Source organism: Pseudomonas sp. ANT_H12B (assembly GCF_008369325.1).
In the GTDB taxonomy this organism is placed as follows: domain Bacteria; phylum Pseudomonadota; class Gammaproteobacteria; order Pseudomonadales; family Pseudomonadaceae; genus Aquipseudomonas.
Window position 1 is genome coordinate 42398 of the sequence record NZ_VOBI01000026.1, and the last position, 16174, is coordinate 58571.

Below are 16174 nucleotides of genomic sequence, written 5' to 3' on the forward strand. Positions count from 1 at the left end.
TGCCAATCTCCGACATCCCCTCTAGGAGCAATTCCCCGAGGAGACTACAATCGCCACCCCGCCTCGATGGCTGATCTGCCCCGCCCATGTTGATCTGTTCCGTACACCCGCTCCCCTATCGCGCCAACCCCGCCGAGTACTTCGCGGCGATTCGTCATGCCTCCGGTGCCGTGCTGCTCGACAGTGGGCGGCCGAGTGCCGAACGCGGGCGATATGACATGCTCAGCGCCTGGCCGCTGGAGCAACTGGCGGTATTGCCTGACGAAAGTGGCAGCGATTTCCTGCAACGCCTGCGCGATAACCTGACCCGACTCGGTGAAGCGACTGTTCCTTGTGACCTGCCCTTCGCTGGCGGCTTGATCGGTTACCTGAGCTACGACTTCGGTCGGCATCTGGAAAACCTGCCGAGTCAGGCGCAAGACGACCTGCAATTGCCCGACGCACGTTTCGGACTGTACGACTGGGCACTGATCAGCGATCACCAACTGGCCACCAGCCAATTGGTGTTTCACCCGACGTTGATCGACAGCGAGCGTCAGCGTCTGATCGCGTTATTCAGTCAGCCAGCCGTTGAAGCGGTCGAGCCTTTCAAGTTGAAAGCCCCGATGAATGCCGACCTGAGCGCTGATGACTATCGCCAAGCGCTCGAACGCGTTCAGGAGTACATCCAGGCCGGCGACTGCTACCAGGTCAACTTTGCCCAGCGTTTTCGCGCGCAATGCGAGGGCGATCCGTGGGCCGCTTATTGCGCGCTGCGGGCGGCGTGTCCAACGCCGTTTTCCGGTTTCCAGAGCCTGCCTGACGGCGGCGCGGTGCTGAGCCTGTCGCCGGAACGTTTCGTCAAAGTCAGCAAGCGCCATGTAGAAACCCGCCCGATCAAAGGCACCCGCCCTCGAGGTCTCACCGCCGCCGAAGATGCGGCGAACGCCGCCGAACTGCTGGCCAGCCCCAAGGACCGCGCGGAAAACCTGATGATCGTCGACCTGCTGCGCAACGACCTCGGTCGTACGTGCCGCGTCGGTTCGGTGCAGGTGCCGGAGTTGTTCAGCCTGGAAAGCTATCCGAACGTGCACCACCTGGTGAGCTGCGTTACCGGGGAATTGGCGGATGACCGGGACGCGCTGGACCTGATCGCAGGCAGCTTCCCCGGTGGTTCGATTACCGGCGCCCCGAAGATCCGCGCGATGCAGATCATTGATGAGCTAGAGCCGACGCGCCGTGGGTTGTACTGCGGTTCGTTGCTGTATCTGGATGTGCGTGGCGAGATGGATAGCTCCATCGCCATTCGCAGTTTGTTGGTCAAGGATGGGCAGGTGTGTTGCTGGGGTGGCGGCGGGATTGTCGCAGACTCGGAGTGGCAGGCCGAGTATCAGGAATCAATCACCAAGGTGAAGGTACTGCTCGATACCCTGCAAAACCTCTAAAAGCATCGTTGATCGTTCCCACGCTCCGCGTGGGAATGCAGCCCGGGACGCTCCGCGATCAGTTAGCGTAGTTACAAACTCAACGCCCGATTCGAAGCCTTGATGAACTCTTGCTTCAAGTCCTCAAAGCTGTGCACCGCCGGAAATTGCGGAAACTCGCGAATCACATTGTCCGGCGCATGGAACAAAATCCCCGCATCCGCCTCGCCCAGCATCGTGGTGTCGTTGTAGGAATCACCCGCCGCAATCACCCGATAGTAAAGACTCTTGAAGGCCAATACCGACTGACGCTTGGGATCTTTCTGACGCAACTGATAGCTCGTCACCCGCCCGGCATCATCGGTAATCAGACGATGGCAGAGCAAGGTCGGGAAGCCCAGTTGACGCATCAACGGCTGCGAGAACTCGTAGAACGTGTCGGACAGAATCACCACCTGAAAGCGCTCGCGCAGCCAGTTGACGAACTCGATGGCGCCGTCCAGCGGCTTGAGGGTAGCGATCACTTCCTGGATGTCGGTGAGCTTCAAGCCGTGCTCGTCGAGAATCCGCAGGCGCTGCTTCATCAGCACGTCGTAGTCGGGGATGTCCCGGGTGGTAGCCCTCAGGGATTCGATCCCGGTTTTTTCAGCGAAGGCGATCCAGATTTCCGGGACCAGTACACCTTCAAGATCCAGACAGGCAATTTCCACAAGACACTCCCATTTGTATTGATTATTGAGTCGAGCGAGCAAAAGAATTGCCGAACTCTAGCGACTCAGACTGGCGGGTGCAACGCAGAGGGCGCGCCAGCGGCTGCAGGATTTTGTTACCATCAGCCCCATATAGAGCGCCCAGCGCCACCGACCTGTAGGAAGCCGCCCTGATGAGCCCAACGTTCGACGTCGTGGAACTCGCCACGACCTATGCCAATAAATCCGCCCAGGACATCCTGAAACTCGCGTTCGCCGAGTTCGGCGATGACCTGTGGATATCTTTCAGCGGCGCCGAAGACGTGGTGCTGGTGGACATGGCCTGGAAGCTGAACAAGAACGTCAAAGTGTTCAGCCTCGACACCGGCCGCTTGCACCCCGAGACGTACCGCTTCATCGATCAGGTGCGCGAGCACTACAAGATCGACATCGAACTGGTATCGCCGGACTACACGAAACTTGAACCGTTCGTGAAGGAAAAGGGTCTGTTCAGCTTCTACAAGGATGGCCATGGCGAATGCTGCGGCATCCGCAAGATCGAGCCGTTGCGGCGCAAGCTTTCGAGTGTGACCGCCTGGGCGACCGGCCAGCGTCGGGACCAGAGCCCCGGCACCCGCAGCGCCGTTGCTGTGCTGGAAATCGACACCGCGTTTTCCACCCCGGAACGCACCCTGTACAAATTCAACCCGCTGGCACAAATGACCAGTGAAGAGATCTGGGGTTACATCCGCATGCTCGAGCTGCCGTACAACAGCCTGCACGAACGCGGGTTCATCAGCATTGGCTGCGAGCCGTGCACCCGCCCGGTGTTGCCGAACCAGCATGAGCGCGAAGGCCGCTGGTGGTGGGAAGAAGCAACGCAGAAAGAATGCGGGTTGCATGCGGGTAACATCATCAGCAAATCCAAGGCATAACCTCCAGCCTTGTGGAGATCCCCTGTGGGAGCGAGCTTGCTCGCGATTGCGGACTGACATTCAACATTCATGTCGACAGATACACCGTTATCGCGAGCAAGCTCGCTCCCACAGGTTTGATGAACGCCTTACAAAATGTGTACACACGAATGTCACCATAAGTGCCAGTTGTGTGTGCACTTCTTGTTTCTGCGCCCCAAAAAGTTACATCCTCCTTTCCTGATTCCCTCAGTTGATCCTTTCTGCAAATTCCGCTGGAAAATAAATACCTGTTTAATCGGTCAATTTATATCACCTTAATTTCAGTTACTTATCGACAACAGATAGAAAAACGAAATTAGCCTTTATATTCACAGATCGGGAACTGGCATAGTTCTGGCTTAAGTGCATGCATGTTTTGTATACAATCATAATCAAAACATACACACACTTTAGATCCGCAAGCCTGAAGCGCCCTATCCCGTACAGGCTGCAGATGCCCCGTAACCAATGATGCTTATTGCCCGCGACGAAGATTTGTCGAGCCCACGCTCATGCACAGTCATCGCGACGCCAAGCTCGGAGCCTGCCGGAATGCGTACTAGCCTCTCCAATAACAACATCGCGCTGGATCTGCCCTCCTCTCACCCCACACCCACCACTCACGATCAAACGTTTCAAACACCCGTAGTGCTCAGCCCTCGTCTGCACAACAAAGACCTGGCCCCGACCAAGGCCGAAGGTCGACGCTGGGGCCGCTACAGCATCTTCGCCTTGTGGACCAACGACGTGCACAACATCGCCAACTATTCCTTCGCCATCGGCTTGTATGCCTTGGGCCTGGGCGGCTGGCAGATTCTTCTGTCCCTGGGGATCGGCGCGGCGCTGGTGTATTGCTTCATGAACCTTTCCGGTTACATGGGCCAGAAGACCGGCGTGCCGTTTCCGGTGATCAGCCGCATCAGCTTCGGCATTCACGGGGCGCAAATTCCTGCGCTGATCCGGGCCGTTATCGCCATCGCCTGGTTCGGAATTCAGACGTACCTGGCCTCGGTGGTCTTTCGTGTACTGCTGACAGCCGTTCATCCAGGCTTCGCCGACTACGACCACAACTCGATCCTCGGTTTGTCGAGCCTGGGTTGGGTGTGTTTCGTGGCGATCTGGTTCGTGCAACTGGCGATCCTCGCCTATGGCATGGAAATGGTCCGGCGCTACGAAGCATTCGCCGGGCCGGTGATTCTGCTGACCGTCGCCGCCCTCGCTGCGTGGATGTACTTCCAGGCCAACGCGACCATCGCCTGGTCGATCCGCGAACCGCTGACCGGCGGCGAGATGTGGCGCAACATCTTTGCCGGTGGTGCGTTGTGGCTGTCGATCTACGGCACGCTGATCCTCAATTTCTGCGACTTCGCCCGCTCTTCGCCGTGCCGCAAAACCATCAAGGTCGGCAATTTCTGGGGCTTGCCGGTAAATATTCTGGTGTTCGCCAGCATCACCGTCCTACTCTGCGGCGCGCAATTTCAGATCAATGGACGGATCATCGAAAGCCCGACGGAAATCATCGCTTCAATCCCCAACACCTTCTTTCTGGTACTTGGCTGCCTGGCGTTCCTGATCGTCACCGTGGCGGTGAACATCATGGCCAACTTCGTCGCCCCGGCCTTCGTGCTGAGCAACCTGGCGCCGAAATACCTGACCTTCCGCCGCGCCGGCCTCATCAGCGCGACCATCGCGGTGCTGATCCTGCCGTGGAACCTCTACAACAGCCCGTTGGTGATCGTGTACTTCCTGTCCGGCCTCGGCGCCCTGCTTGGCCCGTTGTACGGCGTGATCATGGTCGACTACTGGCTGGTACGAAAAGGTCAGGTCAACGTGCCGCAGTTGTACAGCGAAGACCCCAACGGTCCTTATTACTACAGCCGCGGGGTCAATTTACGCGCTGTAGCGGCGTTCATTCCTGCCGCGTTGATCGCCATCGTCCTGGCGCTGGTACCGGGTTTCGACAGCGTATCACCCTTCTCCTGGCTGATTGGCGCCGGGATCGCAGGGATGCTTTACCTGATCATCGCCAAGCGGCAGCCCTGGTACGCGGATGTCAGCGGTGAAGCCATCGCGGTCGACAACGTCAGCCATTAACCCATGACGGCCCGGCACCGTCGGGCCGCAGAACCACCCCGCTATTTAAGGACTTCCCATGCGAATTCTCGTGGTCAACGTCAACACCACCGAATCCATCACCCAGGCTATCGCACGTTCGGCTCAAGCCGTGGCCGCGCCGGGGACTGAAATCATCGGCCTGACGCCCTACTTCGGTGCCGACTCCATCGAAGGCAATTTCGAAAGCTACCTGGCCGCCATCGCGGTGATGGACCGGGTAATGTCCTACGACCAACCCTTCGATGCAGTGATCCAGGCCGGTTACGGCGAGCACGGCCGCGAAGGTTTGCAGGAGTTGCTCAACGTGCCGGTGGTGGACATCACCGACGCGGCGGCCAGCACTGCCATGTTCCTCGGCCATGCCTACTCGGTGGTCACCACGCTAGACCGCACCGTACCGCTGATTGAAGACCGCCTCAAACTGTCCGGGCTCTGGGACCGCTGCGCGTCCGTGCGAGCGAGTGGCTTGGCGGTGCTGGAGCTGGAATCCGATCCGCAGCGTGCCCTTGAGGCAATCGTGCGTCAGGCGGAGTTGGCGGTGCTTGAAGATAAAGCCGAAGTGATTTGCCTGGGCTGCGGCGGGATGGCCGGGCTGGACGAGCAGATTCGTCAGCGCACCGGCGTGCCGGTGGTGGATGGCGTGACGGCGGCGGTGACCATTGCCGAATCGTTGGTGCGGTTGGGGCTGTCGACTTCCAAGGTGCGGACGTATGCGACGCCACGGCCGAAGAAGATCATTGGTTGGCCGGGGCGGCTGGGGCGCTGAGTTTGCTCACGCTGCGTAGCGGTTGGGCCGATGATTCATCGCAATGATCAGGTTCAACACCACCGCTCCTGCTATTGAAATGATCAGCGCTGGCACACTGACTACGTACAGCGAAGCGAATATGACCACAACGTCCACGATCAATTGCAGTTTACCTGCACGGATACCGAATCGGTCCTGCAGGTAGAGTGCGAGGATGTTGACCCCTCCCAGGCTCGCCTTATGCCTGAACAACACAATGAACCCCAGCCCCATGATCAGGTTGCCGAACAAAGTGGCATAGATCGGCTGGAGTTGATCGATATGGATAAAACGCAAATGCAGGTCAGTGAATATCGAGACCAAGGCGACGGCACAAAAAGTCTTGAGGGTGAACGCCCAACCCATGCGCCGAATGGCGAGGTAATAGAACGGCAGGTTGATGCAGAAGAAGGCAGTGCCGAATGAAACACCCGACGCGTAGTGGATGAGAAAGGCCACCCCTGCCGTTCCGCCGGTGAGTGCACCCGCCTGGCGTAGCAGCATGATCCCGAACGAAACCATCAGCGTTCCGACCAGCACGGCCAGAACATCTTCTAGCAGGGTGTGTTGCACACAGGGAATTGAAGTGACTTTGACCATACAGGGTGCTCAATCGCAGGAAGTTTCGCGGCAAAATTGATCCTCAGTCCACGCAGAACCCAGCCGCAGAGGGCTAATGACGGCGCACACCCAAGATCAACAACTCACGCAAGAACAAAACGAAGGCACACATATAATTATTATCGACACGCGATTAACGCACACAATATTAAACACTGCATACATCAAGCATCGTCAGCACGCTGGCAACTATGCCCGAGCACAACAAACCGGCCATCGACCAACGGCCTTTCGTACCTGAACGAGCACAGTCCGCGTTGATCGAGCAGCGCGATTCGACCAGAAGCGCCGAAAAACATTCGGCACTTTGTTCAAGATTGCCACCGAAAACTTCTAACATAAGAATCGCCCCTGTTGGTGCTGTATGGCCATCAGCGAAAGACGATTTCAATCGGTTTCGCTGAAGGAACGCTTGAACTTATGTAAGTCATTATTCATGCCAACCCTTAACTGGCTATTTATCAACAGATTGAAATTATCAGGGTATTTTCAACCACGACAGCCCGGTCAAATAGACCCCACAGCAGGGTAGTTTTGACCATGATCTAGGCAACATCGGTCTTCCGAATCGATACTAGGCTCTATCAACCGACGCATCCCGCCTCGGAACTTTGGAGATCGATATGACTACTCAGAACCTCAGCGGCAAAGTGGCTTTGATTCAGGGCGGATCCCGCGGTATCGGCGCAGCCATTGTCAAACGCCTGGCCGCTGAAGGCGCGACGGTCGCCTTCACCTACGTCAGCTCCACAGCCAAAGCCGAAGAATTGCAGAACAGCATCACCGGTAACGGCGGCAAAGCGCTCGCCATCAAGGCTGACAGCGCTGATGCCGAGGCCATTCGCAACGCCGTGGCCACCACGGTAGAAACCTTTGGGCGCTTGGATATCCTGGTCAACAATGCCGGCGTACTGGCCGTTGCACCACTGGAAGAATTCAAACTCGAAGACTTCGACCAGACCCTCGCGATCAACGTGCGAAGTGTGTTCATCGCCACCCAGGCCGCCGCCAGACACATGACCGAAGGTGGTCGCATCATCAACATCGGCAGCACCAACGCCGACCGCATGCCCTTCGCCGGTGGTGGCCCGTACGCCATGAGCAAATCGGCGCTGGTAGGCCTGACCAAAGGTTTGGCCCGCGACCTCGGTCCACGCGGCATCACCATCAACAACGTGCAACCGGGCCCGGTCGACACCGACATGAACCCGGCCAGTGGCGACTTTGCCGAAAGCCTGATCCCGCTGATGGCCGTGGGTCGCTATGGTAAAGCCGAAGAAATCGCGAGCTTCGTCGCCTACCTCGTCGGCCCGGAAGCCGGCTATATCACCGGTGCCAGCCTGACCATCGACGGTGGCTTCGGCGCTTGATAGTTAGACGTCATCCAAATGTAGGAGCGAGCCTGCTCGCGAAAGCGCTAGTTCAGTTGACATCAATGTCGCCTGACACACCGCCTTCGCGAGCAGGCTCGCTCCCACATTTTCTGTATCAAGCCCATTCGAGCGCTGGCAAACCACAAGCGCTCGGTATAAATGCTTTGAGCGTACGAAGAATGCCATCGGCGTGTGCGTACTTTTCGTCGGCCATCGCCGCGTCCGGGATTGCAATCGCCGTCATGCCCGCCGCTTTCGCCGCCGTGACACCAAATGGCGAATCTTCGAATACCAGGCAATCCTCGGGCGCGACACCCAGACGTCGAGCCGCTGTGAGGAAAATATCCGGCGCCGGTTTGGCCGCACCCACTTCAGGATCATCGGCCGTAACGATGAAGTCGAACAGCGCAAACCAGTCACCGTGCAAGGTGGTTTTCTGGCCGAACGACTGACGCGAAGAACTGGTGCCCACCGCGATCGGTATGTTGCTGGCTTTCAGGTGCCGAACCAGTTCCTCTGCACCAGGCATCGCCAGTGCGGCAGGAAAACGCTCACGCATCAGCGGCTCGCGGATCACCAGAAACTCTTCGGCGGTAATCGGCAGGTCCAGCGCCTTGACCACATAACGCGCCAGATCACCCGCGCCACGGCCGATGATGTTCTGTTTGACGCTCCAGTCGAAGGTCCGGCCATAACGCGCGGCAATGATGGACGTGACTTCGGTGTAAATGCCCTCAGTGTCCAGCAGCAAGCCGTCCATATCGAAAATCACGGCCTTGATCGGGCCGAGCCCATCCAGCGGTGCATTCATCACATCTGATCCGTTTTCTAATGACATCCCAGGCGGCTCAGGTTCGGCCGGATCCGCGATCGATTAAAGGTTTCAGCAGCATAACGAGCGCGGCTGGCATAGATCAACGGTCAATGCCCGGCAGATACAAAAACCTCTGCCGATGTGTTCAACATGATTTAGCGATTATCCCTACACCAATTACCTCCTTTCCCGACTTCTTTCCCCGTTGATCCCCCGCACAGTCTCCCGTTCCAAATTGATCCGTGCGAGAGACTGCGAATGTTCGTACCTGACAAGGTCCTGGCCTTGAACAACACCATCGGGATGCTGGTGGTCGCCGCCATGAACCCTGATCAGCCGGACGTCGAAGCACTGCTCGGTGATTTTCGGCTTTGTCTGAACGACTACGAGTCCTGGGCCGAAAGCTTCTGGACCGGGCGGGCGCTGGATGTCGAGCAGGTGTTCAAGGTCGGTAACGAAGTTCGCCTCAGCGCACCAAAAAACTCCACGACTCCGGTCAGTTCAATAGTCGCCACGTGCCCGGTCAGCGGTTCTTTGACGCTGGTGCATATGTTCGACACCGCGCGTTTCGTTCCGATTGGCGATACACCGGTGATGCTTGAGCCTCTGATTTCCGAGGTTGCAGGCCAACAGGAGTTTGGCGAGCCGATCTACCGTGACATCGGCCCCGGCGGCATCCTGGAAATTCTCGATTGCCAGCGCAGTCTGCGTTACCGCATCACCTTTTTCCCCAATGTTGGCGCTGATCACGTCAAAACGCTCTATGCCTCCTATCAGGGCGTGATCGGTGAACTTGAAGGTTGGCTGCGTAACGAGTGGACCACCGAGTTCGAGCCGTCGTGGGCAGGGTTCTGCGAGGCAGGATTCATCAAACGCCACGGCATGCTGCAACAGGCTGACTGGCGCGGCCTCGAGAATTCGCTGAACAGTTTGTGGGATGACGTGAGGCAGATCTATGCCCTGGTGGCGGACCTGCAAGCCAATAGCGAAAAGCTCCTTGAATACCTGACCCAAGGCGAACTTGAGACGTTGCTGAACGCTTCGGCTGAAGCCATCGCCAATGTGTTGCTGATGCTGAGCGACGAGCCGTTGATGTTCTTACATCTTGCGGCGTTCACCAGTTGGCTGCGGATGTTGCCGCCGCAGTACGTCGCTGAAGTCGTGGCGGAAATTCGCACAGGTGTATTGATCGGATTCCTGCTGGCGAGCTTCACCGCTCCTCTAGGTGTAAAACTCGGCATAAGCGCCAAAGTGCTGGTCAAGATCAAGTCTGATCGGGCGCGAGACTGGCTGGCAGCCGCGAGTATGCGACTGGCCGAGCGTACGGCGAAGTCCGACTTTACAGGCCACGCTGGCGCGCTCAAACCGCTCGTGGTCAGCGCTCGAAATGTCCTGTTGAAACCTGCGCCTGTCGTGCCGTTGCAGATTACCGCCGGTGTCTTTCCTGCGGTTCTGGTGAAGAACCCGGTCGCGATCGCTCGCGACAAATCCGCGGCCATGACCAGGATTAGCAGGCAGGAACATTACGATGATGTCTCTACTCCGGCGAAAAACCCGAACGGCGACAGTGCCGATTCGGCAGACAGAACCGCCACCAACGGTTGCCCGGTGTCGATGGTCACCGGCGAAGAGCTACTGACCCTGACCGATGGTTCGCTGGACGGGATTTTGCCATTCGACTTTGCCCGGCTCTACCGCACCAGCGCGGCGCAGATCGATTGCGGACTCGGATTCGGCTGGAGTCACTCCCTCGCCCATCGGCTGGATATCGATGAAACGCAGGTCGTCTGGACCGATCACGAAAACCGCCGTACGACCTTTCCCCTACCGAGTGTCGAGCGCCCTACGATTCACAACAGTCTGTCCCGAGCGGCGATATATCTGGGCGATCAACCCGAGGAGCTGGTCCTTGCACTGACGGGTGAAACAGCACGGTTTTACCACTTTCGTACAGGGCGACTGACGGCGATCAGCGATGCCTATGGCAACCGACTGACCGTGCAGCGCGACTCTTCTGACAGGATCAAGCGCCTCGACAATGGCGCCGGACGTTCCTTGCTGTTGCGCTATGAGCGCCGGCACATTGTCGCCGTCGAGTATCAGAGCTTTCATCCCGCCGACACTCTCGAAGACGCCTGGCGTACCGAACAGACACTGGTTGCCTACCGCTATGACGCCTGTCATCGCTTGATTGAAGCGACCAACGCCGCCAACGAAAGCGAACGGTACGACTACGACGAGCAGCAGGTGATCCTGCAGCGGCAACTGGCCGGTGGGGCGAGTTTCTTCTGGGAATGGGAAAGGTCCGGCAAGGCTGCCCGATGCGTGCGGCACTGGGCGAGTTTTTCGCAAATGGATACATGCTATGTCTGGGACGACAACGGCGGTGTGGTGGTTAAAAACGCCGACGGCAGCGAAGAGGTTTACGAGCACGACGATCAGGCGCGGCTGATGCGCCAGGTCGAACCTGATGGGGCCGAACACCTCAAGGCCTACGACGACAAAGGCCGGCTGATTGCCGAACAGGACCCGTTAGGGGCGATTACTCAATACCGATACGACGAGATCGGGCGGCTGATCGCGCTGATTCCGTCCGAAGGTGAACCGACTTCCTACGAGTACAGAAATGGTTTCCTGCATGCACGGTATCGCGGTAAAGCGGTGTGGAAATATCAGCGCAATGTTCAGGGAGATGTGACTGAGGTCACTGATCTCGACGGTCACGCAACCCATTACCACCACGATGCCCAAGGACGACTACTGTCGATCCGCTACCCGGACAACTGCCGGCATGTCTTCGGCTGGAACGCCTTGGGACAACTGCTCGAAGAAACCTTGCCTGATGGTGGTCAGCGCCGCTTTTCCTACGACGCCTTGGGCCGACAGATTACCCGTCAGGACGAACACGGTGCGGTCACTCACTATCAGTGGGATGCCGTCGGCCGACTGATCCAGACGACGGTTGCTACCGGTGCCAGCCGCGCTTTCAGCTACAACGCCTACGGAAAAATCACCGCCGAACGTGATGAGCTGGGCCGCATCACCCGTTATGAGTACGCCGAAGACCTGCACCTGGTCAGTCGCCGGATCAATCCTGACGGCACCCAACTGCGTTATCGCTACGACAATGCCCAGCTATTGCTGACCGAGATTGAAAACGAATCCGGCGAAAAATATCGGCTGGACTACACCGCCAATGGATTGATCCGACAGGAAACCGGCTTCGATGGACGACGCATCGCGTACGCCTACGATCTCAAGGGTCGCCTGCTGGAGAAAATCGAGTTCGGCGACGACGGCTCGCAGTTAATTACGGGTTATCAGCGGGATTCGGCTGGGCGGTTGCTGGTCAAATCCCTGCCCGATGGCTTCAAGGTGCAATACCGGTACGACCAACTCGGTCGACTGCTCAGTGTTGACGACGGTCACGACCATCCGCTGGGATTCGAGTACGACCAACAGGACCGGTTGATCACCGAGCATCAGAGTTGGGCCACCCTGCGCTATGGCTACGACGCCTGTGGTCACCTCAGCCGCATGGGCCTGCCGGACGGCAGCAAACTCGATTATCACCGCGCCAAGGGCGGCACGCTGACGGCCATCGACCTCAATGGCACCCGACTGACGTCGCATACATTCCAGGCCGGTCGCGAACAAAACCGTCAGCAGGGTCTGCTGCTCAGCGATTACCAATACGACGAACAGGGCCGCCTGAAGGCCCACGCCGTCAGCCAAAAGCAACAACCGCTGTATCGCCGCGACTATGCCTACAGCGCCAACGGCAACCTCGACGCCATTTCCGACACGCGACATGGCCAACGCAGCTATCAATACGACCCACTCGACCACCTGATCCGCGTCCGCCACTCCCGCGATCACCAACCGGAAAGCTTCGCCCACGACCCAGCGGGCAACCTGTTGATGCAGGACCGTCCAGGCCCCGCCACCGTCAAAGGCAATCGCCTGCTCGTGCAAGGCGACCGCCACTACGATTACGACGCCTTCGGCAACCTCATCCGCGAACGCCGCGGCACCGCGCAAAAACTCGTCACAGAGTACCGTTACGACTGCCAGCATCGACTGATCGGCGTCACCCTGCCCAACGGCAGCCAGGCAACCTACCGCTACGACGCCTTCGGCCGCCGCATCAGCAAAACCGTCGACGGTAAAATCACCGAGTTTTTCTGGCAGGGCGACCACCTCGTCGCTGAAAGCAGTCGCGAGCATTACCGCAGCTACGTCTACGAACCCGGCACCTTCTGCCCGCTAGCCATGCTCGACGGCAAAGGCCCACGCCAGGCGTTCCCGTTCTACTACCAACTCAACCACCTCGGCACACCGCAAGAACTCACCGACTACAGCGGCGACATCGTCTGGGCTGCGCAATACACAGCGTACGGCCGCCTGACCCGCCTCAATCGCGACACTCATCAGGTGCTTGATCAACCCTTGAGGTTTCAGGGGCAGTATTTCGATGCGGAAACGGGCCTGCATTACAACCGGCATCGCTACTACAATCCGGACGTCGGACGGTATCTGACGCAAGATCCGATCAAGCTGGCCGGTGGGTTAAACGGATATCGGTACGCGCGGAGTCCGACGGGGTGGGTTGATCCGTTGGGGTTGAGTGAGTGTCCGGGAGGGGATGGGTGTAAGAGGCCGTCGTTTGGGGATGAGGATCCGGCGGTAGGTGTCAGGATTGACGAGGGAACGCCCGATGTTCCATCTCCAAAACAACATAATCGGTATTTGTACCGCGGAGACTCAAGAGAGTCGTGGGAGATTTTTGAGGCAGGGTTTGAGCCCTTGGGAGACAGTAGGGACTGTCAGATTTTTTGTGTTCGGGCCCTTAACGGCCTGCCGGCAGGCAGGCCGTGCTTTTACCAGGTAGGCCTGATAAATCGATCTCCGTACAGAATCGCGAACTGATTCATCGCACTTTTCCAGTCATGGGCCGCAGAGCCCCCGTTTGCAGTGATATTGCGCAGTCCAAGCCAAATCAGTTTGGTGGCCCCAGCGAGAAGCCGGGCTTTGAATCATCAGTAACGAGGAGGTTACCCACCCGAACCACTCGTCTCGCCTCCCGAACTCCCACCACTTCCATTCATCCCGGAATCACCAGAACTACCGGATCCTCCAGACCCACTCCCAGAACCGCTCCCCATCGAACTCCCACCACTCATTGACCCGCTCCCCGCCCCCGGGCTGGTGCTACTCCCGTTCGCATCACCGCCATTGCCGCGATTAATCGTGCCTGGCGGCAGCGCATTCCCGTCCGCGGAATCCGCATTCATTTCAGAGGAAGGAGGCATGCCGCCCTTGTCGACCGGCGCATCGTTACCGGAAGACTGAGCAAACGCCGCCATTGAACTGACCGACAAAAAGCCGACCAATGTCAGGGTCGTAAATGTTGACCTGATCATGGTGCATCTCCTTTAAAGGCTGCTTACCTGATTTCTGGCAGTGATCGCTTTTTGAAGGTGCCGCTCATTCGACAAGCGGCGATGCGCCACTGGCCATGAATCAACTGGGTTCGTCAGAACCATCATTTCCGGCAATATCCGGATCATCCGGGAGTGCTTCAACATCCGTATCAGTGCGCCTTACATCGTCGTTTGGCACTTGCTCTACACCGGCGTCATCATCAGGTGGACGTTGGTCGCGACTCAGTGAGTCGGTCGGTGAAGGCAACGGATATTCAGGGGTTTCGTCGATGTCGGAGTCTTTCGGGTCAGTGTTCATAAACCACCTCTGGAGGGGCCTGAAAAGCAGGCCCTGAAGTTTCGAGGTTTGGCGGACGCCGGGCGTTCGATCAAAGGGACGATCGGTCACTCCGGATCAATCGTCGTCTTCATCAACTTCGTCTTCAAATTCGGTTTGGCCCACATCGCCTGCGTCATCGGCATCGTTGAGCGGCACTGTTGCGTCATCCATCAGCGAGCCTGGGTCTTCGTTGCCAGGATCGTTAATGAACGGCAGGCCGCTCGGGCCTTTTTCTTCCTTGCCTTCGGTTTCAGGAGTCATGGCATGCCTCACAACATTCAGGGGTGTACGAAGTTCGAGCCGGCCTGTGACCAAACGTTCCGGAGTCCTACACGCAGATACGAAAAACCCGGCGCTTGGCCGGGTTTCTGGTGGGACTCGATGTCGAATCAGTGACCTTTGTTCCTGTGCTTGTTTTTATGCTTATGTTTGTGGCCGCCACCGGAATGGGATTTGCCGCTGTCAGTACCCAGGTTATTACCCACAGCACCGCCGGCTGCACCGCCCAGACCTGCACCAATGGTTGAACCGGTTGAGCCGCCGAGGCTATTGCCGATCACCGAACCGCCCGCCGACCCTAAACCACCGCCGATGGCCGCTTCTGTGCGACTGCCTTTATTTGCACCGACCGCGCTACCTGCCGCGCCGCCAACGCCTGCGCCAATCGCTGCCCCGGTGCTGCCGCCCATTTGCTGGCCGACCACATTGCCCAGTGCACCGCCAATACCACCGCCAACTGCAGCGGTACCATCACCGGCAGCCATTGCACCTTGAGCGACCAAAAGTCCCAGAACCACTGTGGACAATGTCAAACGCATGATATGAACCTCTAGATTCCGTATCGGGGGTAAGAGAACGCGCTACGGATAGGCGCGAGTCTAGCATCTGCGCCCACTGAATCCCGCCAGCGATGAAGGTTGGACAGCTGCAAATTCGAAGTGCGCGAAATAGAAACATCCAGATACCAAAAGCCCGGCATCTAGCCGGGCTTTTGAGCTGATCGTTCAGGATCAATGACGCTTGTGACCTTTGGCCAGGTTGCTGCCTACGCCGCCGCCCAATGCACCGCCCAAGCCTGCGCCGATGGTGGAACCGGTCTTGCCGCCCAGGCTGTTGCCGATCACCGAACCGCCCGCCGCGCCGACGCCGCCGCCAATCGCTGCCTTGGTGCGGCTGCCTTTACGTGCAGCAACAGCACTGCCGGCTGCGCCCGCTACACCAGCACCAATCGCTGCACCGGTGCTGCCGCCCATTTTCTGGCCGACGACATTACCCAGCGCACCACCCAGACCACCACCGAGTGCGGCAGTGCCGTCGCCAGCAGCCATTGCACCTTGAGCAACCAAAAGACCCAGAACCAGAGCAGGCAATGTTAAACGCATGACGAGAACCTCAAAAAAAGGGGGGAACCGAAAGGCCGGAAAATTCAATGTTTAATCGCAGGCAACGCCCACGCACAAACGGCCGTAACCTCACTATTGGCGACGGTTGGACAGCGTTTATGGAAAAGGTTTTATGACAGGCAAAAAAAAGGTTCTTCACGGAATCCCGGGAAACACAGAAACAAGAACGCCGATTTGATTGATGATGTTCGTGCGAGCAAACACATCTAACAAACCGGCGTTCTTATGCGCGATATTAATACTTTCCTTC

The 16174-nt window shown here is 58.0% G+C and carries 14 protein-coding genes and 1 pseudogene; 6 read left to right on the plus strand and 9 right to left on the minus strand.

What is annotated here, in order from left to right; genetic code table 11:
* Positions 1–86 precede the first annotated feature (86 nt).
* Positions 87–1424 carry an aminodeoxychorismate synthase component I gene (pabB, locus tag FQ185_RS27680; protein WP_149420207.1) on the plus strand — a complete coding sequence of 446 codons (1338 nt, stop codon included), beginning with the start codon at positions 87–89 and terminating at the stop codon, positions 1422–1424.
* A gap of 71 nt (positions 1425–1495) precedes the next feature.
* Here pabB and thrH read toward each other — a convergent pair whose 3' ends face one another.
* A complete protein-coding gene (thrH, locus tag FQ185_RS27685) occupies positions 1496–2113 on the minus strand; it encodes a bifunctional phosphoserine phosphatase/homoserine phosphotransferase ThrH (RefSeq protein ID WP_149420208.1) in 618 nt (205 codons plus the stop codon).
* A gap of 173 nt (positions 2114–2286) precedes the next feature.
* On the opposite strand from thrH, the gene FQ185_RS27690 reads away from it, so the two are divergent.
* The 3 genes from FQ185_RS27690 to FQ185_RS27705 all read left to right on the plus strand — a co-directional run bounded on the left by FQ185_RS27690 (position 2287) and on the right by FQ185_RS27705 (position 5929).
* Positions 2287–3027 (plus strand): phosphoadenylyl-sulfate reductase, encoded by a 741-nt coding sequence (locus FQ185_RS27690; protein ID WP_149420209.1) that lies wholly within the window; start codon positions 2287–2289, stop codon positions 3025–3027.
* A 573-nt stretch (positions 3028–3600) separates the two neighbouring features.
* The gene (locus FQ185_RS27700; RefSeq protein ID WP_149420211.1) at positions 3601–5142 is read left to right on the plus strand and encodes an NCS1 family nucleobase:cation symporter-1; all 1542 of its coding nucleotides are present in this window, start codon (positions 3601–3603) and stop codon (positions 5140–5142) included.
* Positions 5143–5200: 58 nt separating this feature from the next.
* Positions 5201–5929, plus strand: coding sequence for an aspartate/glutamate racemase family protein (locus FQ185_RS27705; RefSeq protein WP_149420212.1), 729 nt, complete (start codon positions 5201–5203; stop codon positions 5927–5929).
* 6 nt (positions 5930–5935) lie between these two features.
* Here FQ185_RS27705 and FQ185_RS27710 read toward each other — a convergent pair whose 3' ends face one another.
* Both FQ185_RS27710 and FQ185_RS27715 read right to left on the minus strand, forming a co-directional pair.
* A complete protein-coding gene (locus FQ185_RS27710) occupies positions 5936–6550 on the minus strand; it encodes a YitT family protein (protein ID WP_149420213.1) in 615 nt (204 codons plus the stop codon).
* Positions 6551–6719: 169 nt separating this feature from the next.
* On the minus strand, positions 6720–6911 hold the full coding sequence (locus FQ185_RS27715) for a hypothetical protein (protein WP_149420214.1): 192 nt from the start codon (positions 6909–6911) through the stop codon (positions 6720–6722).
* 283 nt (positions 6912–7194) lie between these two features.
* Here FQ185_RS27715 and FQ185_RS27720 point away from each other — a divergent pair, with 283 nt between their 5' ends.
* Positions 7195–7941 (plus strand): 3-oxoacyl-ACP reductase family protein, encoded by a 747-nt coding sequence (locus tag FQ185_RS27720; RefSeq protein ID WP_149420215.1) that lies wholly within the window; start codon positions 7195–7197, stop codon positions 7939–7941.
* Positions 7942–8059: 118 nt separating this feature from the next.
* On the opposite strand, the gene FQ185_RS27730 is transcribed toward FQ185_RS27720, so the two are convergent.
* Positions 8060–8755, minus strand: coding sequence for an HAD-IA family hydrolase (locus tag FQ185_RS27730; protein WP_149420216.1), 696 nt, complete (start codon positions 8753–8755; stop codon positions 8060–8062).
* Positions 8756–9016: 261 nt separating this feature from the next.
* Here FQ185_RS27730 and FQ185_RS27735 point away from each other — a divergent pair, with 261 nt between their 5' ends.
* On the plus strand, positions 9017–13687 hold the full coding sequence (locus tag FQ185_RS27735; RefSeq protein WP_256730513.1) for an RHS repeat-associated core domain-containing protein: 4671 nt from the start codon (positions 9017–9019) through the stop codon (positions 13685–13687).
* Here FQ185_RS27735 and FQ185_RS27740 read toward each other — a convergent pair.
* The 5 genes and pseudogenes from FQ185_RS27740 to FQ185_RS27765 all read right to left on the minus strand — a co-directional run.
* Positions 13639–13770: pseudogene (locus tag FQ185_RS27740) on the minus strand (IS256 family transposase); the annotation flags it as partial. The gene FQ185_RS27735 and the pseudogene FQ185_RS27740 sit on opposite strands and share 49 nt — an antisense overlap.
* Before the next feature lie 511 nt (positions 13771–14281).
* Entirely contained in the window at positions 14282–14500 is a 219-nt protein-coding gene (locus FQ185_RS27750) for a hypothetical protein (RefSeq protein ID WP_149420218.1), read from the minus strand.
* Between the two features lie 96 nt (positions 14501–14596).
* Positions 14597–14782 carry a hypothetical protein gene (locus FQ185_RS27755; RefSeq protein WP_149420219.1) on the minus strand — a complete coding sequence of 62 codons (186 nt, stop codon included), beginning with the start codon at positions 14780–14782 and terminating at the stop codon, positions 14597–14599.
* A 128-nt stretch (positions 14783–14910) separates the two neighbouring features.
* Positions 14911–15339 (minus strand): glycine zipper domain-containing protein, encoded by a 429-nt coding sequence (locus tag FQ185_RS27760; protein WP_149420220.1) that lies wholly within the window; start codon positions 15337–15339, stop codon positions 14911–14913.
* Positions 15340–15531: 192 nt separating this feature from the next.
* On the minus strand, positions 15532–15903 hold the full coding sequence (locus FQ185_RS27765; protein ID WP_064678912.1) for a hypothetical protein: 372 nt from the start codon (positions 15901–15903) through the stop codon (positions 15532–15534).
* Positions 15904–16174: the final 271 nt, after the last annotated feature.

What these genes read in the sequence shown, in the direction of transcription:
- pabB (WP_149420207.1), top strand. Translation starts at nt 87, where the DNA reads ATGTTGATCTGTTCCGTACACCCGCTCCCCTATCGCGCCAACCCCGCC.
- FQ185_RS27690 (WP_149420209.1), top strand. Translation starts at nt 2,287, where the DNA reads ATGAGCCCAACGTTCGACGTCGTGGAACTCGCCACGACCTATGCCAAT.
- FQ185_RS27700 (WP_149420211.1), top strand. Translation starts at nt 3,601, where the DNA reads ATGCGTACTAGCCTCTCCAATAACAACATCGCGCTGGATCTGCCCTCC.
- FQ185_RS27705 (WP_149420212.1), top strand. Translation starts at nt 5,201, where the DNA reads ATGCGAATTCTCGTGGTCAACGTCAACACCACCGAATCCATCACCCAG.
- FQ185_RS27710 (WP_149420213.1), bottom strand. Translation starts at nt 6,550, where the DNA reads ATGGTCAAAGTCACTTCAATTCCCTGTGTGCAACACACCCTGCTAGAA.
- FQ185_RS27715 (WP_149420214.1), bottom strand. Translation starts at nt 6,911, where the DNA reads ATGTTAGAAGTTTTCGGTGGCAATCTTGAACAAAGTGCCGAATGTTTT.
- FQ185_RS27720 (WP_149420215.1), top strand. Translation starts at nt 7,195, where the DNA reads ATGACTACTCAGAACCTCAGCGGCAAAGTGGCTTTGATTCAGGGCGGA.
- FQ185_RS27730 (WP_149420216.1), bottom strand. Translation starts at nt 8,755, where the DNA reads ATGAATGCACCGCTGGATGGGCTCGGCCCGATCAAGGCCGTGATTTTC.
- FQ185_RS27735 (WP_256730513.1), top strand. Translation starts at nt 9,017, where the DNA reads ATGTTCGTACCTGACAAGGTCCTGGCCTTGAACAACACCATCGGGATG.
- FQ185_RS27750 (WP_149420218.1), bottom strand. Translation starts at nt 14,500, where the DNA reads ATGAACACTGACCCGAAAGACTCCGACATCGACGAAACCCCTGAATAT.
- FQ185_RS27755 (WP_149420219.1), bottom strand. Translation starts at nt 14,782, where the DNA reads ATGACTCCTGAAACCGAAGGCAAGGAAGAAAAAGGCCCGAGCGGCCTG.
- FQ185_RS27760 (WP_149420220.1), bottom strand. Translation starts at nt 15,339, where the DNA reads ATGCGTTTGACATTGTCCACAGTGGTTCTGGGACTTTTGGTCGCTCAA.
- FQ185_RS27765 (WP_064678912.1), bottom strand. Translation starts at nt 15,903, where the DNA reads ATGCGTTTAACATTGCCTGCTCTGGTTCTGGGTCTTTTGGTTGCTCAA.